This window comes from Neobacillus bataviensis (assembly GCF_019969725.1).
Genome location: NZ_JAHXYW010000002.1, coordinates 648,241 through 671,433, shown reverse-complemented (window position 1 = coordinate 671,433; position 23,193 = coordinate 648,241). Strand labels below are relative to the sequence as shown.

Below are 23,193 nucleotides of genomic sequence, written 5' to 3'. Positions count from 1 at the left end.
TAGGAGAATATTTTTTGATGGCAACAAAAAAAGGGCCTTCGCCCTTTTAAATATTTGTTGTAACCGCGCGCTTCTTAACCGTCCATGTCATTAGAATGATGACAGCTACTAACAGAGCTTGAGTTAATGTGGTTTCCCAGGTTGGATATAATCCCATCCAATCTATGAACGGAAGATTTTGTACAGTACTGGTGGAAAGTACATTTGAAACCTGTAAGGCATGGAGGCTAATTCCCAGTATTTTAAAGGCTAAGAAATATATTAATAAAGTTGCAGCCTTAAAGAATAAGCGGATGGGAATTTTAACACTGTAGTGAATAATCGCAAATCCGACAATCACTAATAATCCTACAGCTAGAAGTACCCCCAAGATTAACTGCTGCAGGCTTATATATGGGGTTATCCCCGCGTAAAAAATGATGGTCTCTGCACCTTCACGAAAAACAGACAAAAAGCTGATAAACGCAAAAGAAAGAAGGCTTCCTCTTGCTATGGCTTCTTGCATCTGCTGATTTATATACTTATTCCAATTCCCAATACTTGATTTATTATGAAGCCATGCCCCAATCGTCAGCATCATGACAACCGCTATAACACCCGTTATGCCTTCAATATACTCCCGGCTTGACGCTGCTGTAATCTTTGAAAAGACAATATTGATAATGACTGCAAGCACTGCACTTGCCAGCACGCCTGCCGCAACTCCAGCCCAAATCCATTTTTGTTTAGTCTGCTGGCCCATTTTCTTTAAGAAAGCAATTAGGGTGGCAACGATTAGCAGCCCTTCTAACCCTTCACGTAATAATATAAGTGCCGCATCCCATAAAGAATAATCGGTTTTGCTCGTTAATGGAGCAAGTCGTGAGTTTAAGTCCTCTACGATCGTCAGTGCTTTTGATTCATTTACTTTTTTGGAGCTTAATATACTGATAGCGGCAGGAACTTTCGTTTCAATATCGCTGTACAGTTTGTTGTCCTTTGTTGACACATCCCCTTCAACCATGGGCCAGATATCGAGAATTTCATTTAAATGACTGATAGCAGTCTGATAATCCTTGTCAGAAATTTCATTCTCTGCCTTACTTAATAATGCCGTCAGGTCTGATAACGAATATTCCCCTTTTACCTGCTTCGTAACCTTGCCAGCTAAAAAATTCTCCACGACTTTGGTTAACTGGTCTACATTCGTTTCAGCCTTTTCAAGATCCGCTGGGTTTTGGGTAATCGCGATGCGGATTAATGCCATGTATTTTTCGATATTCCCATATGTCGCAATACTTTCATCATGAACAATCTTTTCGGATGCATTCCATTGATTTAGGAGCGACTGGTATTCAGCCTTTAGGGTTAATAGATTCCCCTCCTTAATCGACTCCTTTAATTTCGCGGTTATTGTAAGCATCTGTTTTACTTGCTCTTTCCCTTTTGCCTTATCTTCTGGATTTTGTTCCTGATCATACAAAACAACTGAACTAGACAGAGCCGATAGGCTTTTTGAAAGTGCCTCTTTATCCACATTCTCTTTGGCTAGTAAACTTTGAACCTTTTTAAGGTTTTCGTCCACCTTTTTTGCCTGCTTGCTGTCGGATTTCTTAACGGAATCCCATTCACTTGCGAATTGTTCCATGTTTTTGGCAACAGTTCCCCTATCACCATCTTTCGCCTTCATTAAACTATCGCCAATCAGGACAAAAAGCTCATCATGATTTTCTGCCGCTGTAACTGGTTGTACCGCTTGCAAAAACACAAATAAAATCGTCAGGAATAGAAATGGCTTTAACAATTTTTGCATATAACTATCTCTCCTCTATAAAAGGAAAAACACTAATTAAATAGTGTCTCTCCGATAAAACCGCCCTGTTTTGTTCCTGGCAGGCAGGCAAAAATAGCGCTGCCGCGGTGGGAAATATATTCGTTTAATTTATCCATGTTTGCCAATCGGGTTTGAATAGGGATAAATTGCTTGCTTGGTGCCCGCTGGAAACCAATGAATAAAAGACCGGCATCAAGAGTTCCAGTTTTCAAATCCATCCCATCGGAGTAGGAATAACCCCTGCGGAGGATTTTTTGGGATCCATCCCCCCGGGAAAGACGAACATGTGAATCCGCGGGTATATAATCCTCTCCATTTTCATCTTTGTGATTAAAATCAGGGTTATCAAATTCATTTTTTTGGCCTAGTGGAGCACCGCTCCCGCGTTGGCGTCCAAAGGTTCTTTCCTGCTCTTTTAATAAAGTACGGTCCCATACTTCAATAAACATTTGGATACGGCGGACAACAAGATAACTGCCATTTACCAGCCAATTCGGACCATCCCCCGGCTGAACCCATACAACCTCGTTCATTTGTTTTTCACTATTTACATCAGGGTTCACAGTGCCGTCTTTAAAGCCGAATAAATTCCTTGGTGTTTCACTTTTGGGATCAGCCTGCTTGCTCCGCTGAAAGCCTGTTTGTGCCCAGCGTAAGGTAGCTTTTCCCCTGGCAATCCTAATCAGGTTTCTGACAGCATGAAAAGCCACTTGAAGATCATCTGCACAAGCCTGGATGCAAAGATCGCCTCCCGTCCATTTCTCGTCTAACGCATCAAGCGGGAATTTGGGCAGATCCTTTAACTCTTTCGGCTGTTTAGACTTTAAGCCAAAACGGTCTTGATTGTCTTTTACAAAGAGACTTGGGCCGACTCCAAACGTAATCGTTAAATTGGATGGCGATAATCCTGCTGCCTCCCCCGTATCCTTTGGAGGGAGAAATTCATTGCCTGAAAGCTCACCGACTGGTTTTCCTGCCGTCAAAAGTGCTGACGCCTTGGTCCAATCTTTAAACAGCTTTTTAAGATCCGCCTTTTTTGAAGTTGTCACGTCCAAGGAAACAAAATAAACATGGTTTTGTGTTTTGGTCGCAATTCCACTTTGATACTTACCAAAAAAAGGAACGATGTCATGGGATTCTTGGCTTGTCGCTTTGCTTTCTGTAATGGACATGATGCCGCCAAGCCCTGAAGCCCCTAGCAGCATTCCTACCCCGCCAATACCAGCCGTTTTAAGAACGTCCCTCCTTGAAATCTTTCTTTCATTTGGTGATTCTATGTTGTTTGGATTGTTTGTCAATTAAGACGCCTCCGTTACAATGCCAATTTGAGAAAGTGGTTCAGCAAGTGCATCAATGGCCTGACTAAGCTCTTTAACTTCTGCTTCTGATAAATCTGTATAGGATTTATAACCACTATCTGTTTTATGCTTGTTTAATAGATTATAAACATTAGTGAATTTGGATTGAATATCCTTTGAAAGCTCGGCATCCTTTTTCTTTAATGCTGGATTTAAAAGCTGATAGATTTTTTCCGCTCCCTCAACATTTGCTGCAAAGTCGTATAAATCTGTATGAGAATAACGGTCCTCCTCACCTGTAACCTTAGATGTTGAGACTTCATTTAATAAATCAACCGCACCTGTGATTAACAGTTCTGGAGTTACTTCAACAGTATCGACTTTAGCTCTTAATAGATTGACATCCTTCATTAATTGATCGGCATATTGTTCGTAGCCCTTTGTTGTTTTATCTACCCATAATCCCTTTTCAATACGGTGGTATCCAGTCCAGTCCGCTTCAGGGACGTCCCCTTCACGGGCATCAATTTTAGGATCCAGATCCCCGAATACTTCTGCAATTGGTTCAGCACGCTCATAATGCATCCTGGATGTTCCATAAAGCTCTTTCGCTTTTTCGATATCACCGCTTTTAACTGCTGTGGTAAAAGCTTCTGTTGCCTTAACAAATTCTTCAATTTCACCTATAGCATATTGGCGGTATTCGCCTGTTACCCCTTTAAGAGCTTCTGCTGATGTATTCTTTGTTTCTTTAACCTTTTCTGTTGATGATTCTTTCTCAGTATTAGAACAGGCAAATAATAGACTGCTAGATAAAAATAGAACTCCAGATACTTTTAATAATTTCATGTTTATATAAACCTCCGGTATGAATCTAGTGATAATGATTTTCATTATTTATAATATATCTATTGAGAATAATTTTCAATTACTTTTTAATATTAAAAATAAAAAGGCCTCCATTTTTATTTGGAAAGCCTTTAAAAATTACTTTATTAGGGAATGTTTAAATGCATAAATGACTGCTTGGGTGCGGTCCTGAACATCTAGCTTGCTTAAAATATTGCTGACATGTGTTTTGACTGTTTTCAGTGCGATATACAATTCATCGGCTATTTCCTGATTAGTTTTCCCTTGGGCCATAAGAAGTAAGATTTCTAGTTCACGGCTGGTGAGGTCTTCGTGTGGCAGGTGCTGGGTCTTCTGGCGCATTTTCACCATCATTTTGCCGGTAACCTCTGGCTCTAAGACTGACTGGCCATGGTATGTAGCGCGGACGGCATTGGCAATCTCGCTTGCTTTTGAGGTCTTAAGCATGTAGCTTGTCGCCCCCGCTTCAAGGGCAGGATAGACCTTTTCGTCATCGAGGAAGCTTGTCACGATGATGACCTTTGCATCAGGCCATTTTTCAACGATTTGCCTTGTTGCCTCAATTCCATCCATTTCCTTCATGACTAAATCCATTAAAATAATATCTGGGCGGAGTTCTAGTGCTAATTCCACCCCTTTTTTTCCATTATCAGCCTCGCCAACAACCTCAATGTCAGGCTGAGCTGAAAGGTAAGAAGAAACCCCGATTCGCACCATTTCATGATCATCTACAAATACTACTCTAATCATTTACACCATCTCCATTTACCATCACCGGAACCTTCACTTCCAGTCTTGTCCCTTTATTTTTTACACTAATCACTTTTAACGTACCGCCGACTTCCAGCGCCCGCTCATGCATGTTTTGCATTCCATAGGAGCCTGCTTTCATTTCATCCACTTCAAAACCTATGCCATCATCCACAATTCTTAAAATAACAAGATCATCTCTTTTAATCATCAGGACCTCGAGCTTATTTGCTTTTGCATGCCTTAGTGTGTTTGATATCGACTCTTGCAGGATCCGGAAAAGATGATCTTCTACCCCTTTATCTAACGGAAAAGCTTCCACCTTCCAGTTAATATCCATTGTTACCTTTTGTGATAATTCGATTAAGAGCTCCTCAATTCCTTCCTGCAAGGTCTTATTCTTTAGGGCAACCGGCCGCAAATGAAGCAGAAGAGCCCTCATTTCAAGCTGCGATTGATGAATCATTTCTTCTACTAGTTTTAATTGTTTCGCTTCCCGTGTTTCTTCGGTTTGTTCCTTTGTTTCGTTGATGGCCGACATCATCATCGATGCCGCAAATAATTGCTGGCTGACGGAATCATGAAGTTCGCGGGCAAGCCGATTCCGTTCCTGTTCAATAATTTCTTGAATTTTCGATTCGAGATCTTCTACTTTTTCCGTTGCAAGGCGCTGCGAGAGCTTTGCCTGCTCGGACATCTGTTTACCTATTTTATCGATTCGCTTGGCGATACTTTGAATTTCACTTAAGGAAGGATTTGGTTTTACCTCGTGTTGTTTTCCTTCTTCAAGCAGGTGTAACGCCTGCTCCACATCCACTAGCTGCCTTCTCCAAAAAACACCAGAGTAGGCGCCTAGTAGAATTCCTATTGCAATACTAAAAGCTGGAATAAAAACAATGAACGGAATTCCCATGAAATGCCGCTCCCATACTTGGGACCAGTCCGAAAGTGGGAACACATTCAGAAAAATGGCTGAAACAATAATGGCCGTTAGAAAGGAAAAGGTGACACTCCATACAATTTGCCGCTGGGTTGCGCTCATATCCGGCTCACCTCTAAATTCCCCACCAATAACGATGTAAAGATTTTCACTTTTTGCTCTGCGGTTTCATATCCCGGTGTTTTTAGGTGAAAGACTTGATTAAAAACTTTTGATTCATGATGATCAAAAACAGACGTGGAACCAGTCAAACAAGAATGATGAACACTTACTTCCAATTCATATGGGACCTGTATTTGAATATTGCCGATAATGTTACGAATAAAAATAACTGTTTCTCCCTTTGGAAGCATGGTATAGCTAAGATCAATGCTGGTATCGCCGATTCCTGCCTGGATGTTGATGTCGTTCCATTCATAGGCACCCGCAGGAGTTTTTTGCTGCCCGAAAAAAATATTTTCAAAGAGCGGCTTGCTCTTAATTAGCGTTTCCTCATGTGGGACCTTGTCTGATTCTGTTAAGACCAGCGGGATTTTCTTTGGATTCTTTTTCGATTGATAGAATTGAATAATATAGTGCAAAAGAATAGCGAATAATAAAAACTTGAAGGTTTTCATGGATAAAATACTAATAGCAAAGAAAAAAATCCCACCGTAGAACAGAACTTTCCCTTTCTTTTTTCCTGCCCATTTACGGCCCAAATAAATCATACCGCCAGAAACAAAAAGGGAGAAAATAAGCCCCGGATTGAAAAACAATATTTCAAGCAGAAGAACAACAGTTCCAATGACAACTAACCAGCCTGTATATTCATTTTTCTTATTTTTTAACAAACGGCCCACCCTCCCTTTTTGTAAATTTATCAATTGCCAAAAAGGCGTAAAACCTACGCCTTTTTTAGCATACCATGTTTTGACATTAAATGGACTTGCTTTCTTCCAGTTTCATTTCTTTTTCTAATTGAGCGATCCTGGCATCTATGGTGCTGCGGTGAAAAGAACTATTTACTTGATGCTCTAGTCGATCTAGGTAGTTTTCAATTTCCTTAAATTTTGAGTAAGACTTATCAGAGTAAGAATTAGAATCTAGCACCTGATTGATCCGAAGGTTAGCGCGTGTAACATTTTCTCGTCCCATTAATTCCATCCTGCGAAGATGCATATCCTTTAATTTGTGCTTCATTTCTTGATACTTTCTTTCCAATTCTTCAAGCTGTCCTTTTACTTGTTCAAGGGAAGCACTTAGACGCTCGGCACGGTCGGAATACTGTTGAAACTCAGCTGTCGCAAACTGATAAAGCTCTGTTTCGCCCGCCTTTGAGGCAATTTCCGCTTGATGCTTTCTTTTTTCGGTTAATTCTACGGCCTGTTGGTATTCTCTAGTGAATTCATCCTTTAATGTGTATTGACGTTCCAGAAGCTTCCTTACCTTTTCCGTTTCCTGCTCACACTGACGGAGGTATTGGTTAAGTAGTGCAATTGGGTTTTGCTTTTCCTTTTTGTCAATTGCTTCATGTAAATCAGCAGTAATGGTATCTTTAATTCTTGTAAACAGGTTTGTCATGTTCATTCTCTCCTTTTATTTTAAGGTCTTTTAACTTGGCTGTTGATTTGCGCTCCTGGCGCTTCGCTTTCCGCGGGCGGTTCGGGGAGCCTCCTCGGCGCTTAAGCGCCTGCGGGGTCTCCCCTGCCCCGTACTCCCGCAGAGTCTCGCGCCTTCCGCTCCAATCAACATAGTTCAAAATCAATAATGACCTCTAAAACAGCCTTATTTTAATAATTTTTTAATTCATTCCATTGTTTTTCAAAATTCACGAATGGATCTGATTCTTCTTTGATTTTGGTATGCTTGTTCTCGTTCCATTTTTTATAAACAAGGTAAAGCACATATGCTGCTGCTACACCAATGATGGCAGGGATGTTATGGATAGAAGCCACTAGGACGATCGCACCGATAATCCCTAGACCGATTTTTGCTCCAGTCGAATTAGCTTTTAAAAACTGTTTGAATATGAAATACAGGAGCACGAGGCTAACGAGCAGCCCCACCATCGGACCGATTGTTGACAGTAAAACGACTGCTGCAATCCCACCTGCTAAAAGTAAACCAAATTTTTTCATTTTGTTTTTCACTCCTTTCTTTATCTTGATACCATCTTACCTTTTTTCTTTATCTCCCATAATTGCGCTAGAGCTTGATTTTCAACTCAGACCTGAGACGTAGAAAGGGTCAGTCTCTTATAAGAAACTGACCCTTCTTGTTTTATTTTGAAATAAACATCTGAACCCAATAATATCGTTTTGAACCGCCGGCAGCATAGCCTACACCAATATAAGTCGATCTTGTGCTTAAAATATTGGCACGGTGTCCTGAGCTGTTCATCCATGCTTGGACGACTGATGCTGGAGTGGTTTGTCCTGCGGCAATGTTCTCAGCTGCAGAGCTATATTGAATGCCGAAATTTTTCATCATGTCAAACGGACTGCCATAGGTTGGACTAGTATGACTAAAATAATTTTTGTCCCGCATATCCATGGCCTTATAGCGAGCCACCCTTGAAAGCTCCCAGTCAGGTGTTAACGCTTTTAGCCCATTTTTCGCCCGTTCCTGATTCGTCAGCGAAATAACCTGGTTTTCAATCGATTTAACCCCGCCTAAGTCTGGAATGGTTACCTTTTGACCCGGATAAATCATTGCAGGATTCTTAAATTGCGGGTTTGCTGAAATAATTTCTGAGAGTCCCACTTGATACCTGACGGCAATTTTCCAAAGCGAGTCTCCCGGCTGAACAGTATAAATTTGTTGGGCAAATGAAACGCTTGGAATGCAGAAAAGAGAAAGTAGAAACATTAAACTAAACCAAAAAGATTTTTTCATTTTTTAGCCTCCTCCGAATATATATTTTTGATTTCAGGCTCAAAATATACAGGACTTGAAAAAATAAATCTCTAACTAAGACGTTGAAATCAAAAGGTTTTGGAGGACTAAATTTGAAAGACATTTCGTGGATGACCTATATCATGTTAATTTTAGCAAGCTACCGATTCACCCATTTAATTGTTTTCGATAAAATTACCGAATCCATCCGGAGGCCCTTTGTGAAAAAAGTGAAAGTGGAAACAGAAAATGGAACCGAAACAAAGGAAGTCCCGACCTCCATGTTTGGGTATTTATTGAAGTGTTATTGGTGTGCCGGCGTTTGGAGTGCAATCTTCTTCGGGGCAGCTTACTTATTATTCCCCAAGATTACTTATGTGGTTATATTGATTTTTTCGATTGCTGGCGGTCAGTCCATTATCGAAACCTTTGTGGGCGTTAATATTAAAAAAGTCGATTATTATGCTGAATTGAAGAAAAAGGAATAAAGAAAACACTGTAAAGGTTGGAAAAATTAATCCCCCTTATGCATATATTTTAGAAAGCTCAAGCTTCCTTGGACGCTCAAGGCTAAACTAAAGGGGGATTTACAATGGCTCTTTTGTGGATTACAACCATCGGATTTCTTTTGTGTCTTGGTTTTGCTGTAGGAACCTGGATTCATTTTTTAAGAAACGGTCTTAATTCTGAGGATGCAAAACGAATTGATCCTATTCCCGAAGAAAATGAATCTCCTTAATCCGCTAAGGCCATATTTAATGCTTGCCCGGCAGCATCGAAAGCTTCTTGATCATTATGCTCATGGGCAAACCTAACCAGCATTATACTTGTGAAAATTGCCTTAAATCTAGCTAGATACCTGGTGATTTCGTCTACATTGCCATAAATTTCAAAAAATCGTTTTCTGCCTGCAGGCGGAAAAAAACTGTAGACAATCGATAAATCTACAGCACGATGTCCGATATGCACATCTCCCCAGTCAATAACGCCTGTAATTAACCCTTTGTTGTCCACTAAAAGATTCTTAAAATGAAGATCGCCATGGACAAGGGCAAGTTCTTGATTCACCTCAACACTTTTTAACCTTTTAAGATAATTTCCTATTACTTCTGGATTTTTTATCAATCCATCTGCGACAGCTATATTTACATTTTCCTCTAATTTTTTTCTTCTGATTGGAATACTTAATCGATTCAGTTGATCATTTGGTACATGAAGGTTTTTAGCCATGTCGATTGGAAACTGATGAAGCGTTCGTAAAAACTCTGCTATAGATTCAACCGATAAAAGTCTTATTTCTTCTGTTAATTGGCGTGGTGTTTCTCCGTTAACAGCTTGATATCCAGTAAATGGCCATGGATATGTACTGCTGGGGCTTCCGAAAAAAATGGGCGTTGGTATAGGCAAATTAAGGTTTTTGGCAAGGTGTGGCAAAAGCTGATTTTCTGTTTTTAATAAATCCACCGCAATTGTTCTTCTAGGAAACCGAAAAATGTATTGATTATTTACCTTAAAGACAGTGTTATCAAAGCCTAGCCCTAAAAAGCTAATTTGGATGGGATTAAGCTGAGGAAACTGCGTTCCAATGAGTTTGCTTGCTTCTTGAGAGGATAATTCAATTTCCGGCGTCCAAGGGTTTGTCATTCATCAAGCCTCCATATTTCAAAAAAAGTGCCTTGCCCATCAAGCAAGGTTCTTTCTTTTTTACTTTTAGATTAATTTTATCATTTTAGGAAAAATTAAACAGGAGTTCATTTTGGAAAATGGAGGAGTACATATGACGTCAGATAATATCCCACAATTCCCAAAAACGTATTGGCGTGAAATTGAATTACCTGCTTTTAAAAAATTAAACGAAGATATAACCGTCGATGTTGCCATTGTAGGAGCAGGGATAACGGGTATTACAGCAGCCTATTTGCTCTCAAATGAGGGGGTAAAGGTTGCGTTATTGGAAGCCGGCAGTGTTTTAAATGGAACAACAGGTCATACAACTGCGAAATTAACGGCACAGCATGACATCCTTTATGATGAACTAATCCATCATTTTGGTGAAGAAAAGGCTCGACAATATTATGATTCCACCTCTAGTGCCATTGAATTTGTAGAAAGAACAATAAATGAAAAAGGGATTGACTGTGATTTTAGCAAGGAAGACGCCTATATTTATGCAACTACCGAAGAATATGTAGACAAGCTGCAAACTGAATGGGAGGCTTATAAAAGGCTGGGTATTGATGGTGCTTTAAAGGATACGATTCCTTTTAATATTCCTGCAAAAGCAGCCTTGATGATGAGCAACCAGGCTCAATATCACCCATTAAAATTTTTAAAGGGCCTTCTGGATGAAGCAGTGAAAAACGGCTGTGCTGTTTATGAAAACACAACAGCTGATGAAATTGATGATGATGACGGTGAAACAAAAGTCATCACCAAAACTGGCAATACCGTTACATGCAAAAAAGTCATTATGGCATCACATTTTCCTTTTTCTGATAAAGTAGGTCTTTATTTCGCACGAATGTATGCGAGCAGGTCTTACGCCATTGGAATAAAAACAGATAAAGACTATCCAGGCGGTATGTATATCAGTGCTGAAAGCCCTCCTCGTTCTATACGTTATACGCCGCTTGATGGAGATGAAAAGCTTATCATCATCGGCGGGGAAAAGCATAAACCCGGCCAAGGCATCAATACGATGAAACATTATGAAGCACTGGAGACCTTTGCAGAAGAGGTGTTCGGCATCAAAGAATATACTTACCGCTGGTCGGCTCAAGATTTAGTGACACTTGACAAAGTCCCATACATCGGCCCAACCACTTCCGAGCGAGAGCATATTTTAGTAGCAACAGGCTATAAAAAATGGGGCATGACAACAGGCATTTTCGCTGCCCACTTGCTCACAGATTATGTTTTGGATAGGGAAAATCCATACAAAGAATTGTATTCTCCATCTAGATTCCAGGCAGACCCGGATCTAAAAAATGTTATTACCGCTAATCTAGATGTTGCCAAGCATCTAATCAAAGGGAAACTGGAAATTGTGCCAAAGGATCCGGAGGATTTGCAGAACGGAGAAGGCTCAGCTGTCATGTTTAAAGGAAAAAGAGCAGGTGCCTACAAGGATAAAGACGGAAAACTCTATATTGTGGATACCACCTGTACCCACCTAGGCTGTGAGTGTGAATGGAATGATGCGGAAAAAACATGGGATTGCCCATGTCATGGTTCCCGCTATGCATATTCCGGCGATGTAATTGAGGGACCTGCTCTTAGAGCACTGGAATTGCTTAAGGAAGAAGAGCAAATATAATAAACAACGCCTCCTAAGTTTTAGGAGGCGTTATTCGTTATTTACTATTTGGACGGTTACGTTTTAAATCTTCACCAGTTGTAAATTCAACCAGTTCTTCGCTGTTTCTCATACCCTTTTTTCGATTGTTATTACGATTGGCATTGGCGTTTCCCAGCTTCGTTCTTCCCACTGCTGTCAGCTCCTTTTTGAGAAATTCATTGATAGTATGAGTGAAAACAAATGGACTTATTCTTTCTCTAAAACAGGCGGTTTTCTGAATTTTGTCTTCTGCTCAAAAGCATAAGCTGCTTGTATTAACATCGGCTCACTATAGGCAGTACCGGCGAAGGTAATCCCCACTGGTTCCCCTTCGGAAGTATAGCCTGCGGGGACCGCAATTGATGGATAGCCAGCTTTCGCACTGATATGTGAGCCCTCTTCGTGTGGAAAAACAATTATATCCAAGTTATAGGTTTCTAAGGCGTAATCAATTCCTTTCTGGGTGGAGTGATATAAGTCAAACTCCAATGCTTGGGCATACTCTGCTTCAGTTAATGAGCCGCTCGTCTTTTCGGATTGGATGAGCACTGCCTGACCATACTTCAGCATCTTCTCTTCATCTTGATTATTGAAATCAATTAGCTCTTTTAAAGATCTGACCTTAATGGATGGATGCAAACTATTTAAATACGCATTTAAATCCGGTTTGAATTCATATGTTAAAACATCATATTTCCAGTCAGCGTTTGCAGAAGGAATCACAATATTCTCGATAACCTCTGCTCCTGTTGATTTTAATACTTCTAATGCTAAGGCGGCAGCCTTTTGTTTTTCTTCACTTAAATGCTCAATGAATCCATGTAAGGCGATCCCGATTCTTTTCCCTTTAAGACCATCCTTTAACAGGTATTCCGTGAAATCAATATTTAATAGAGGATTGGTTTGGGTGATTGCGTCCTCTTCATCTTTTTCAGTCAGTGTTGTTAGCAATATCGCTGCATCTTCTACTGTTCGAGCCATCGGTCCCGCCGTATCCTGTGTATGCGCGATTGGAATAATACCTCTTCGGCTTATAAGGCCGACGGTTGGCTTTATTCCTACAAGCGAATTTTGACAGGAAGGGTTTAAAATGGAACCGGAAGTTTCTGTTCCGACAGCAGCCGCGGCAAAGTTTGCTGCAACGGCTGCCCCTGAGCCCGAGCTTGAGCCGCCTACATCAAATTTACCAGGGCCGTAGGGATTTAATACTTGTCCGCCTCGTGAGCTATAGCCGCTTTTCATGCCGATGGCCATAAAATTCGCCCATTCGGTCATATTTGTTTTTCCGAGAATAACTGCGCCTGCTTTGCGTAATTGTTCCGCAACGCAGGAATCCTTAAGTGCAAAGGAATCCTTTAAAGCAAGGGAACCCGCACTTGTATGCATTTTGTCATGTGTATCAATATTATCTTTTATTAAAATGGGTATTCCATGCAACCGACTTCGTGATCCTGATTCCTTTCGTTCAGCATCAAGCGCCGCAGCAATATGTAACGCGTCTGGATTAACCTCCAGGACGGAATGAATCTCTTTATCAAAGCTCGAAATTCTATGTAAATACATCAAAACAAGCTCTTTAGAAGTAATCTCTCCGCTTTCTAATTTCTCCTGCATCTCGCTTATCGTGGCTTCCTCCAGCCATTCATTAAGTAGTTTCTTTAATTGTGGATTTTCCATCGTTTTCCCTCCGTTTCAATTTATTTATTCAAGACGGGAGGAATAAATCCTTTTTTTGCTGCTTCAAATGGTGGATTTTTCACAGAGAAAAATAACCTACGTGACCCAAACTAGCCTTCGACCACCAAAACGGTCACATAGAAGCAGTCTACGTGACCCTAACTAGCTTGCGACTTCCAATTCGGGCACGTAGAAGCGGTCTACCTGACCCTAACTAGCTTGCGACTTCCAATTCGGGCACGTAGAGGCGGGCTACGTGACCCAATCTAGTTTGCGACTTCCAATTCGGGCACGTAGAGGCGGGCTACGTGACCCAATCTAGGTTGCGACTTCCAATTCGGGCACGTAAAAGAAGGTCTACGCGACCAAAAAGAGCCTTGAACAACCAAAACGGTCACGTAGAAAAATTCTACGTGACCGTTTTGAGTTTTAAATAGAGTCCAGTCAATATCTATTTCCTTATTTCCGCAGCTTTTGCCCTTTTTCCGTTTCCTCGGCAATTTGCCCCTGGTAAAAGATTCTTTTGTGAAGAGGAAGATTCAACTCTCTGCAATATCTCTTCAATTCCCGTTCTTCTCTTTCGGTGACAAGTGATATGACGATTCCATCTGCACCCATCCGGCCTGTTCTTCCCGCCCGGTGGACATATTGGGTGATGTCTTTAGGAAAATCAATTTGGACGACATGGGTAACCCCTTGAATATCAAGTCCTCTTGCCGCCACATCTGTGGCAACCAGCATTTTCATTTTGCCATCGCGGAAGGATTTTAACGCAGCCTGCCGTTCTAATTTTTTCATATCGCTATGTAAGATTCCGACAGATAGCTCTTTAAAATGTAATTTTTCTTTAAAAACCTGAATCTCTCCTATGTCATTTATAAAGGCGAGTGACTTACTTCCCTCGAGGCGGGCTATTTTTTCGAGGAGCTTAATTTTATCCCTTTGTTCACACTGGAAGTAAATGTGCTCTACATTTCCCGATGAAGCCGCTTCATCTTTTTCAATACGAAGAACTTCAGGTTCCTTAGTCAAATTTTTTGCCAATTTTTCTGTTGCAGCTTTCATCGTTGCTGAGAATAACACAACTTGCCTGTCACTCATCGTTGATTTTACAATATTTTGGACGGTGCCATGATGCTCAGGAATCAATAGCTGATCTCCTTCATCCAGCACGACCATTTTCACTTCATGCATTTTTACTTTTTTCTGCTTGATCAGTTCAAGCAGGCGGCCAGGAGTAGCAAAAATTACCTGAGGTCGTTTTTTTAATTTTTCTAGTTGGCGCTTAAGATTTGCCCCGCCGATAATGGAAGTGCCGCGAATGCCGCTTCCCTCTGACCACTTTTGGAACTCTTGATAAACCTGCATAACTAATTCTTGTGAAGACGCTAAAACGACTGCTTGCAGGGATTGGACGGCAGGGTCGATTTTATTTAATAATGGTAACAAATAAGCAAGTGTTTTCCCTGTGCCAGTCGGCGATTCGGCAATTACATCTTTTCCTTCGAGGATAACTGGGATGGCAGCGTCTTGAATAGAAGTAGCCGTTTGAAACCCAGACTTCTCCCACGCTTCCTGTAAGAATGGCTTTAAATTATTCAACATATGATACTCCTTATTTAAACTCTTTTTTCATAGTATTCGTTTTTTGCAATGATCAATCCATATCGTATTGATACTAACTTAATAACCAAGGTGTGTCTAGTTTCTATGGAGTTATGTCGATGTATTTAAATAAAGAAGGATCCAGACGATATGGTATATAAGAACGGAAAAATAAAGCACACTAGCGGAAAACAAAAGCGTCCTAACCCGTCCTCTAAATGGACGAAGGGAAACCAGACCTAGCAAAATAATTGGCAGGAGTATTTTTATTAAATAAAAGTAAGACCAGCTTTTTTCTATGAAGAACTCCATGATTGGGTTTCCTTCCTCTACGAAACCCGATACAATCCCAAAATGTGTCAGGACAGCATCCAATATACCGGCAAACAATAGGAATAGACAAAGTTTCATGATTCCCTCCATTATCAATAATTACTCTCCATTGTTTCTAGTAAGTCTTATGATGATACACTCTAAATATTTAATATTTTTTCTTAAACGACTATTAAAAATAAGCCTGTGTTAAAGGTTATTGTTGATATTGGCACTCTGTTGATTGGAGTGGAAGGCGCGAAGACTCCTGCGGGAGTACGGGGCAGGGGAGACCCCACAGGCGCAAAGCGCCGAGGAGGCTCCCCTGCACGCCCGTGGAAAGCAAAACGCCTGGAGCGGAAATCAACAGACAAGTTTAACACAGCCAAAAATAAAATAATATTAAGAACTATTGTGTTCTTAATAAAGAATAAACTTTTTGAATAACTTTTTCAATTATTTATGAAAGGTTTGTGAACAATGGCGCTAAAATGATAAACCTAGAAAATTTGATGATAGAATGAACAACAAGCAAGATAAACAATATAACGGAGTTGAAAATGATGTTTAAGAAAATCTCTCTTATTGCATCAATGTTGTTTTTTCTAATAGGAACTACTGTCTTTGCACATTCACATTTAGAATCTTCATCCCCCAAAAATGGAGAAGTGCTAACCCAGCCATTAAAGGAAATAGCTCTTACCTTTGAAACAACCTTGGAGAGCACCAGCACATTTACTTTAGAAGATTCAAAAGGTACCGCGATACCACTTTCCAAAGTCTCTATTGAAGGGAATAAATTAATCGGAACATTGAATAATGAACTAGCAAACGGCGGTTATAAAATTCATTGGAAAATTATCGGGACGGACGGACATCCACTTGAAGGAGATATTTCATTTTCTGTTCAATTGCCAGCAAACCAAACCACTACTGCTGCAGCTGCAGCATCAGCATCAAATGAAATGAAACCAGCTGATAAAAATAAAACTGAAGAAGCAGCTCCACCCAAGAAGGTTGAGAATACTGCCTTACTGACCAAGAATACCGAAACTATGGAGCCTTCATTTAAAGACTATGTTGTCCCTGGATCTGTCGCATTGTTGATTATTTTCGTTATGAGCGGCTACTGGTTATTTTATCGAAAGAAGCATGCTTAAATGTTTGTAGTAAATATCATTAGCGAAGCTTTGCTTTATTTATGCTTTTCTGTGCTGCTGGGCAGTTTTATCTTACATCTCATTCCAGAAACAGCTCGTCCTTCAATTAAAGTTCCAAAAGGCATTTTATTAGCAGCAGCTCTTGGAATTGCTCTGTTTTCCTTTGTTCCGGTATTAAAAATTATTCTCTATTTATATAAGGACCTTGGACTGGGTATAACCATACAGTCTGTTTTGACCAATTTTGAGGTTGGAAAGTCGTGGATTAGCACGGGGGGCATTTCTTTTATTTTATTTATTTATCTAATTCCGATTAAACTAGAGCGAAAACCGCACTTCTCAATAACAGGATTAATTTTTACACTTGCTTTAATCGCTGCTCTTGGATGGTCCAGCCATGCCAGCTCTTTATCAAGATGGCCAGGATTTTTTATTCATACTGCCCATTTTTTAGCTGTGAGTGCCTGGATAGGCATCCTAATCGTAGTAAGCTGGTTCTCTAAGAACCATGACAATTGGCTGAAGTTTTTAAAATGGTTTTCACCGTTCGCTATCATTTGTTTACTTACCATCATCATCACAGGCATTTCCTTAATGTCTTTTGTTATGGATTTAAGCGACTATGCCAATACGTGGCCGTTATCCTATGGCCAGGCACTCTTGTTGAAGCATTTGGCGATTGTGCCGCTGCTTGTCTTTGCATTTATCAACAGTTTCCTTATTCGCAATAAACTTTCAAAAGGGGCTCCCTTTAATCCAGTTCCTTGGATGAGGCTTGAAAGTATTCTCGTGTTAATCATCTTTGCAATAACCGGAGCGTTAGGCCAGGAATCACCGCCACATGATATTAAAACAACAATAAAAGCTGAAGGGGCTTCAAAGCTTTTTAGCCTATCACATCAAGGTGGTCTAACATTCCCGTTACATTTTTCACCTGGAATTGCATCGCAAAGCCTTATGTTATGGGCGGTATTTTTCTTAATCTTGATGATTTTTTCTTTCATAAAAAAGGCACCGAAATTTTTAGCCCTTGTTTTGAGCTTACTATTCATCGTTATTGGATACTTAGCGCTTATGTTAAGTGTATAAAATAAGAAGCGTGAATCTGCTTTAGATTCACGCTTCTTTTAATGAAAGGACCTCCAAAATTCACCTGTTTGGTCAATGATATTCATTACCTCATTAAACGGTATCCTGAAGGTTGGAAACCCCTCAGCATATGGGGCGATTTCATAGGGGGAAAAATAGATATTAAAAGAATCGTCACTGATAAAAAAAGGTTGATTAGCTTGAATCCCTTTATAGCTATTGGGGAAAACATAGGAATACTCGGAATTGCTTTTGATTTGCTTGCCAATAATCTCACTAATTGTTGTTACATATGGACTTTTTGACAAAAATAAATCCTTTAGGCTATACAAGGAACCTGTTTTAAGATTGATATGAGCATACTTTTTTACTGGCATTCCGTGGGCAGCACCAAAAGGGTAATTATAGCCGTGTATTTCTATAACCAATAAATTCCCTTTAAAAAACGTAACCTCAAAGTCCCCCAAATAATTGAAATCTAATTGTTTATGGGATGGTACAGCCTTTACCCCAGAAAGCTCCTTTAATGCGGCATTTACACTTTCACTCTTTCCCATCCCCTGTATTTGAGGAAAATAAACCAAATAGTCCTTATTCGGCTTGTATTTCTGCTCTAATACTGCATATTGGTCGTTGAGGGGAATCACTGTTTTTTGCTTCCAGGCTATCTCACCTTTACTAGAAAGATACATAAGGCGAAAATCGATTTCACCCTTGATAAGTGTTTTCTCAAACTGCAATCTTCCGCTTCCGCTCACAATGGGAAGGTGCTCAACACGCTGACCTCTGTTATTTATAAAAAAGGTATTTTGATCATCGGAGGCTGAAGCAAAACCCTCTGTAAATATGCCAATCTCATTATAAATAAAACCTGTCAAAATACGCCCATCACCATCAGCAACAGCATATTTAGAACCAGCAAATGGTTTAGAGGGTTCAATCGCTTTACCAATCGAATAACGGTTTTCATCTAGATATTCTATTCGATTATAGTTTGGTTTAATAATATAGCCGCCTGTCTGATCAATTAATCCATAATGATCATTATAATCCTCTGAAACATTGACAATGGCTCGATTATTAATAAAAGATTGTGCACCTGAAAACTTTGGCTCAATGGTGATCTTGCCTTGCTCGTCAATATAACCAAACTTTTCATTGGCACGCATTTGAAAAGCCATCATCCCCTGTCCATAATGGCCGACAAAATAAAAAGGGTACGATTTTACTTCCTTCCCAGTAAGGTCAATTAGGGCAAATTTGCCTCCATTAGTTTTTACTACTGCTCTGCCATCTGTAAAATCACTGGCAGATTCATAGGTAAGGGGGATTACTTCTTTCCCTCGTTTATTTAAATATCCATATCTATACCAGCCATCTTTAGTATAATCAGCGATTAATGCCCGGCTTTCTTTGTAGTCCCCTATATAGGAATAAGCTATTGAAGTAATCTCTTTTCCACTCTCATCAATCACTTTAAACCCCTGATGATCAATGACGGTGGCCCTCCCTTCCGAAAATGGGTTGATGGTATCATATTTTGGTTTCACAATAAAATATCCTGATGAATTGATGACACCCGCATGGTTCATTGCCCTTACGATCGCTAATCCATTATCCTGAAAATCCCCTGCATTTTCGTAATTGGGAGGAAGAATGAATTTTCCCTTTTCATTGATATATCCCCACTTGTTCCCTCCAATTTCTTTTATGGCAGCCGGAAAAAGATAAACCGTTCTTTCATTTCCAAACATTAGAGCTCACCCATTTTATTTTTTTATATGTATATGAAAAATATGGGCATTTGGTTTGTTCACCTTTCCAATGGGATGAAAAAAACAGCTATTTCCACAATAGCTGTTGATTAAGATTAATGCTCTTTCCCTCTGCTAAACTCAAGTGATAATCCGACGGCTACTTCGTTTGCCGCAATTTGCATATCGGTAAACATTTCCTCCGTATAGGCATGATGGATGACTTCTTTATATTTTTTTTGAATTTCCGGGATGCGGACCTTTAAGGATGGTGTCAATTCCCCATCTTCCACTGTCCATTCCTTCCCGATGATGACCACTTTTTTCGGTTGTTCATACCGGGCAAATTGTTGGGTGAATCCGGCTACCTCTTTGGTTAAAAGAAGTTGTACTTCTTTTTCTTTCAGCAGCTGCTGAAAATTCCCTGAAAACCCTTTCTTTTCTGCCCATAACAAGAGATTTTCTAAGTTTGGCGTAATCAAGGCTATGACATATTTTCTGTCCTGGCCGATTAAAACTGAATTATCAATATAGATACTTTGTGTAATGGCATTTTCCACTGGCTGAGGAGCGACATTTTTTCCGGTTGTCAGCACGATTATCCTTTTTTTCCGGTCAACAATTTTTAGAAAGCCTTCTTCATCAAACCTTCCAATATCACCCGTTAAAAACCATCCATCTTTAAATGCTTCATTTGTTGCCTTTTCATCCATGTAATATCCCTTCATCACACTCGGGCCTTTTACCAGCACTTCTCCATCTGGAGCAATCTTAACCTCTAGGTTTGGAAGCGGCTTGCCAACCGTGCCAACCTTTGATCGATTCATTGGATTGGTGCAAACAACTGGTGAGGCTTCTGTTAGCCCATAGCCTTCGAGTACTGGGATATCGACTGCCCAAAAAAACTTCCCGATTTCCGGATTAAGGGCACCTCCGCCAGAAATAAGTCCCCTGACTCTCCCCCCCAGTTTCTTTTTCACTTTGCTATAAACAAGAGCATTGGCTAATTTCCAGCTTTTCTTAATTTCTTTTGGCAAAAATCCATTTTTCATTGCATCATCAAAAGTTAACTTTAAATAATGGTCATATTTTTTTATGCCGATATCGATTGCCCATTTGAAAATTTTCCTTCTTAAGGGTGTGCCCGTTTCCACCATCTTTTGGGCTTGGGCATAGACTCTTTCAAAGAGAAGGGGAACGCTTACCAGCACTGTAGGCCGGACCTCTAAAAGATTTTCCTGAACCTTATTAATTCCTTCCGCATAGGCAATTGTTGCCCCAACAGATAAAGGCATAAATTGCCCGGCCATTCGCTCAAACACATGGGAGAGGGGTAAATGAGAAAGTAAAATATCATCTGGCCTTGCTTCTAGCACCCAGAATTGAATCCCTTCCACATTGGAAAGGATATTTCCATGGGTCAGCATTGCCCCCTTTGGTTTACCGGTGGTTCCTGAAGTATAGATGATGGTAGCGAGCTCCCCCCTTGATAATTCATTCCATCCTTCCTCCCAGTTATCGAAGGGATTGACGGATCCAATATAGGCTAAATGCTGCAAGGATAATAGGGCTTCAGTTTCTTTGAAATTCTCCCCTGGAAAAATAATCGCTGTTGTAATGGGAGCTTTACCATTACGAAGGATTTTATTTAGATACTTTTCATCTTGAACCAAAATGAAAGCACATTCAGCGTTTTGCAAAATGTAATCTATTTGCTCTGGAGGCAGCGTGGAGTGAATCGGAACGCATACTGCCCCAAGACTCATGATAGCTAAATCTGCAACAGGCCAATAAGGATTGTTTTCTGATAAAATAGCTACCTTGTCATTTCGTTTTATTCCTAGATGGGCAAGTCCTGCTGCAATGTGTTTTACTTTTTCCCAAAAGGAATAATAGCTGATGCCTTGATACCTTCCGTCCTTTTTCCATAAAAATGCGTGTTTCTCGGAAAATCGTTCGGCTGATCGGGATACCATTTCTACTAAATTTTTTGCCTTCATGTGACACCACCTCCCGAAAATTAACAATTAGGTTTATTAGAGTTGTTCTTTCACACTATATTGCCGTAATATGGTTTCTATTTTCATCGCTTTGCCGAGATCACCTTTAATTTTTAGCTTTCCAGTCATAAACGCCATCGTCCCATTTAGTTTCCCTAACAAAAATAAATGGAAGTTTGCTAGTGACATGATCAATCTACAATCAGCAGGTGTATCAGAGCCTTTCTGCACGGCGGCTTTTCCATCCTGAAAGTGGAGCTGGTAAACCCCTGACTCCTCCCCGTCAATATCAAATTGATAGTTTGCTTTAAATCCCTGAAACGGCGCTGGATTTGCATTTAATAACTCTTCAATCTTTTTCAATAGACTTTCTAAAGAATACTCTTCTATTTTTTTTGACATTCCTTCGTCCTCCTTTAGCACATCTGAATTTTCCATAAATTCAGTATATTATCATATTTACATGATACCAATACGTATTCGTATCAAACAATCAATATTTTTCGACATTTTATCAACATAGATAAAGTGTTTATTAAAAAAGAAAAAGACAAAAGGGAACGACCACTTCCCCCTTGTCTTTTGAAATGATTATAATGGCTCTTTAATTTTGTATTTACGGAGAATGCCTTCTATTTTCATTCCCGTGCTGATGTCACCCTTTGCTTTTACCTTACCAGTCAATAAAGCCATGGTCCCACTTTGTTTTCCTAATAAAAACTGTTTGAAGTTATCATATGACAATGCCATGGGAACATTTGGAGAAGCCTCGCTGCCTTCCTTAATTGTTAACTTTCCATCATGGAAAAAATGCTGGTAGGTTCCTTCTTCCTCTCCGTGGTTGTCATATTGAACAATGGCTTCAAAGCCCTTAATCGGGTCAGGATTTGCATTAAATATTTCTTCAATCTTAGTCATCAACTCTGGTAATGTATATGCTTGAATTGCTTTTGCCATTTGTAAATCCCCTTCCATAAGTGTATATCCCCATAATACTAATACGTATTAGTATTATACAGTGAAGATTTATTGAACTTTTCGAAAAAAAAGCACCCGTTAATTGGCAAGATTAACGAATGCACTAATTACGATCCGGTTAAGGAGGCGAGCAAGGTCATCATAACTGACTCGTGTTCCCCCATCTACATTATAGTTCTGAACAACTACTTCATTAATGGCTCCAACCATCGCCTGCGAAACGAGCTGCATTTCGATTTCTGAAACAGTTGAGGGCAGCAGTCCTTGAACTGTCTTAAAAATAAGCTGTGCAAAACGTCGGTGCGCATCGCTCCTTACTTTTTCAACTTCTTGGGATACTCCGACTGATTCCACGAGCATTAAGCCTGCAACTTTAACATCCGAGAAGCAAATTTCGATATAACGCCGAATTCCAAAATAGGCTTTATAAGCGTAGCGATTTTCTTGTTCACTCGCTTGTTTAACCTCACTTATAATTTCTGAGAACAGTACCTCAAAAAGGCCGGCCATCAGATTCTCTTTACTGGTGAAGTGTTGATAAAAGGTTGTTTTTGATACTCTTGCCATCTCGACTATATCTAGGACAGAGGTATTTTTAAAACCGGAGCTTGTGAATAATGATAGACCGGCATAAAGGATTTTATCTTTTGCTTCTTTTGGCATTTCCTCAACAAATAGCATTGTTCATCAATCCAATCTCTTTCGTACGAAAACGTATAATTTAAATATTAAA

Annotated in this window: 24 protein-coding genes; 5 read left to right on the top strand and 19 right to left on the bottom strand. The window is 40.0% G+C overall.

The genetic code is table 11. The features are described 5' to 3' along the window. Positions 1-46 precede the first annotated feature (46 nt). The 9 genes from LC455_RS08000 to safA all read right to left on the bottom strand — a co-directional run bounded on the left by LC455_RS08000 (position 47) and on the right by safA (position 8,548). Positions 47-1,792, bottom strand: a complete 1,746-nt coding sequence (locus tag LC455_RS08000; RefSeq protein WP_223589667.1) for an FTR1 family iron permease — start codon at positions 1,790-1,792, stop codon at positions 47-49. Between the two features lie 32 nt (positions 1,793-1,824). After that, positions 1,825-3,111, bottom strand: coding sequence for an iron uptake transporter deferrochelatase/peroxidase subunit (efeB, locus tag LC455_RS07995; RefSeq protein WP_223589665.1), 1,287 nt, complete (start codon positions 3,109-3,111; stop codon positions 1,825-1,827). Beyond that, positions 3,112-3,960: an iron uptake system protein EfeO gene (gene efeO, locus LC455_RS07990; RefSeq protein ID WP_223589663.1), complete on the bottom strand. Its 849-nt coding sequence runs from the start codon at positions 3,958-3,960 to the stop codon at positions 3,112-3,114. Between the two features lie 138 nt (positions 3,961-4,098). Continuing rightward, positions 4,099-4,731, bottom strand: a complete 633-nt coding sequence (locus LC455_RS07985) for a response regulator (RefSeq protein ID WP_223589662.1) — start codon at positions 4,729-4,731, stop codon at positions 4,099-4,101. Then, entirely contained in the window at positions 4,724-5,773 is a 1,050-nt protein-coding gene (locus LC455_RS07980) for a sensor histidine kinase (RefSeq protein WP_223589661.1), read from the bottom strand. The genes LC455_RS07985 and LC455_RS07980 overlap by 8 nt, the downstream gene beginning before the upstream one ends. Then, a complete protein-coding gene (gene liaF, locus LC455_RS07975; protein WP_317851416.1) occupies positions 5,770-6,513 on the bottom strand; it encodes a cell wall-active antibiotics response protein LiaF in 744 nt (247 codons plus the stop codon). Before liaF ends, LC455_RS07980 begins: the two co-directional genes overlap by 4 nt. Positions 6,514-6,589: 76 nt before the next feature. After that, positions 6,590-7,234, bottom strand: a complete 645-nt coding sequence (locus tag LC455_RS07970) for a PspA/IM30 family protein (protein WP_223589658.1) — start codon at positions 7,232-7,234, stop codon at positions 6,590-6,592. Positions 7,235-7,443: 209 nt separating this feature from the next. Continuing rightward, the gene (locus LC455_RS07965) at positions 7,444-7,791 is read right to left on the bottom strand and encodes a lmo0954 family membrane protein (RefSeq protein ID WP_223589656.1); all 348 of its coding nucleotides are present in this window, start codon (positions 7,789-7,791) and stop codon (positions 7,444-7,446) included. 142 nt (positions 7,792-7,933) lie between these two features. Continuing rightward, on the bottom strand, positions 7,934-8,548 hold the full coding sequence (gene safA / locus LC455_RS07960) for a SafA/ExsA family spore coat assembly protein (protein WP_223589654.1): 615 nt from the start codon (positions 8,546-8,548) through the stop codon (positions 7,934-7,936). 113 nt (positions 8,549-8,661) lie between these two features. On the opposite strand from safA, the gene LC455_RS07955 reads away from it, so the two are divergent. Both LC455_RS07955 and LC455_RS07950 read left to right on the top strand, forming a co-directional pair. After that, positions 8,662-9,036, top strand: coding sequence for a DUF1360 domain-containing protein (locus LC455_RS07955; RefSeq protein WP_223589653.1), 375 nt, complete (start codon positions 8,662-8,664; stop codon positions 9,034-9,036). 104 nt (positions 9,037-9,140) lie between these two features. Beyond that, the gene (locus tag LC455_RS07950; protein ID WP_223589651.1) at positions 9,141-9,287 is read left to right on the top strand and encodes a hypothetical protein; all 147 of its coding nucleotides are present in this window, start codon (positions 9,141-9,143) and stop codon (positions 9,285-9,287) included. On the opposite strand, the gene LC455_RS07945 is transcribed toward LC455_RS07950, so the two are convergent. After that, on the bottom strand, positions 9,284-10,192 hold the full coding sequence (locus LC455_RS07945) for a phosphotransferase (RefSeq protein WP_223589649.1): 909 nt from the start codon (positions 10,190-10,192) through the stop codon (positions 9,284-9,286). The two genes, LC455_RS07950 and LC455_RS07945, sit on opposite strands and share 4 nt — an antisense overlap. Positions 10,193-10,325: 133 nt before the next feature. On the opposite strand from LC455_RS07945, the gene LC455_RS07940 reads away from it, so the two are divergent. Continuing rightward, on the top strand, positions 10,326-11,864 hold the full coding sequence (locus LC455_RS07940; RefSeq protein WP_223589648.1) for an FAD-dependent oxidoreductase: 1,539 nt from the start codon (positions 10,326-10,328) through the stop codon (positions 11,862-11,864). 37 nt (positions 11,865-11,901) lie between these two features. Here LC455_RS07940 and LC455_RS31345 read toward each other — a convergent pair whose 3' ends face one another. The 4 genes from LC455_RS31345 to LC455_RS07925 all read right to left on the bottom strand — a co-directional run bounded on the left by LC455_RS31345 (position 11,902) and on the right by LC455_RS07925 (position 15,578). Further along, the gene (locus tag LC455_RS31345) at positions 11,902-12,036 is read right to left on the bottom strand and encodes a hypothetical protein (protein WP_263297732.1); all 135 of its coding nucleotides are present in this window, start codon (positions 12,034-12,036) and stop codon (positions 11,902-11,904) included. Positions 12,037-12,092: 56 nt separating this feature from the next. Next, positions 12,093-13,562, bottom strand: a complete 1,470-nt coding sequence (locus LC455_RS07935; RefSeq protein ID WP_223589646.1) for an amidase family protein — start codon at positions 13,560-13,562, stop codon at positions 12,093-12,095. A 459-nt stretch (positions 13,563-14,021) separates the two neighbouring features. Continuing rightward, positions 14,022-15,167, bottom strand: a complete 1,146-nt coding sequence (locus tag LC455_RS07930; RefSeq protein WP_223589645.1) for a DEAD/DEAH box helicase — start codon at positions 15,165-15,167, stop codon at positions 14,022-14,024. Between the two features lie 111 nt (positions 15,168-15,278). After that, positions 15,279-15,578 carry a DUF5658 family protein gene (locus tag LC455_RS07925; RefSeq protein ID WP_223589644.1) on the bottom strand — a complete coding sequence of 100 codons (300 nt, stop codon included), beginning with the start codon at positions 15,576-15,578 and terminating at the stop codon, positions 15,279-15,281. Positions 15,579-16,039: 461 nt separating this feature from the next. Here LC455_RS07925 and LC455_RS07920 point away from each other — a divergent pair, with 461 nt between their 5' ends. Further along, positions 16,040-16,639 (top strand): copper resistance CopC family protein, encoded by a 600-nt coding sequence (locus LC455_RS07920; protein ID WP_223589642.1) that lies wholly within the window; start codon positions 16,040-16,042, stop codon positions 16,637-16,639. Beyond that, on the top strand, positions 16,640-17,728 hold the full coding sequence (locus LC455_RS07915) for a copper resistance D family protein (protein WP_223589641.1): 1,089 nt from the start codon (positions 16,640-16,642) through the stop codon (positions 17,726-17,728). Between the two features lie 38 nt (positions 17,729-17,766). On the opposite strand, the gene LC455_RS07910 is transcribed toward LC455_RS07915, so the two are convergent. The 5 genes from LC455_RS07910 to LC455_RS07890 all read right to left on the bottom strand — a co-directional run bounded on the left by LC455_RS07910 (position 17,767) and on the right by LC455_RS07890 (position 23,141). Next, a complete protein-coding gene (locus LC455_RS07910) occupies positions 17,767-19,482 on the bottom strand; it encodes a WG repeat-containing protein (RefSeq protein ID WP_223589639.1) in 1,716 nt (571 codons plus the stop codon). A 116-nt stretch (positions 19,483-19,598) separates the two neighbouring features. Then, on the bottom strand, positions 19,599-21,482 hold the full coding sequence (locus LC455_RS07905; RefSeq protein ID WP_223589637.1) for an AMP-dependent synthetase/ligase: 1,884 nt from the start codon (positions 21,480-21,482) through the stop codon (positions 19,599-19,601). Between the two features lie 36 nt (positions 21,483-21,518). Next, positions 21,519-21,884 (bottom strand): SCP2 sterol-binding domain-containing protein, encoded by a 366-nt coding sequence (locus LC455_RS07900; RefSeq protein ID WP_223589635.1) that lies wholly within the window; start codon positions 21,882-21,884, stop codon positions 21,519-21,521. 189 nt (positions 21,885-22,073) lie between these two features. Continuing rightward, positions 22,074-22,439, bottom strand: a complete 366-nt coding sequence (locus LC455_RS07895) for an SCP2 sterol-binding domain-containing protein (protein WP_223589633.1) — start codon at positions 22,437-22,439, stop codon at positions 22,074-22,076. 99 nt (positions 22,440-22,538) lie between these two features. Beyond that, positions 22,539-23,141: a TetR/AcrR family transcriptional regulator gene (locus LC455_RS07890; RefSeq protein WP_223589631.1), complete on the bottom strand. Its 603-nt coding sequence runs from the start codon at positions 23,139-23,141 to the stop codon at positions 22,539-22,541. Between the last annotated feature and the right edge of the window lie 52 nt (positions 23,142-23,193).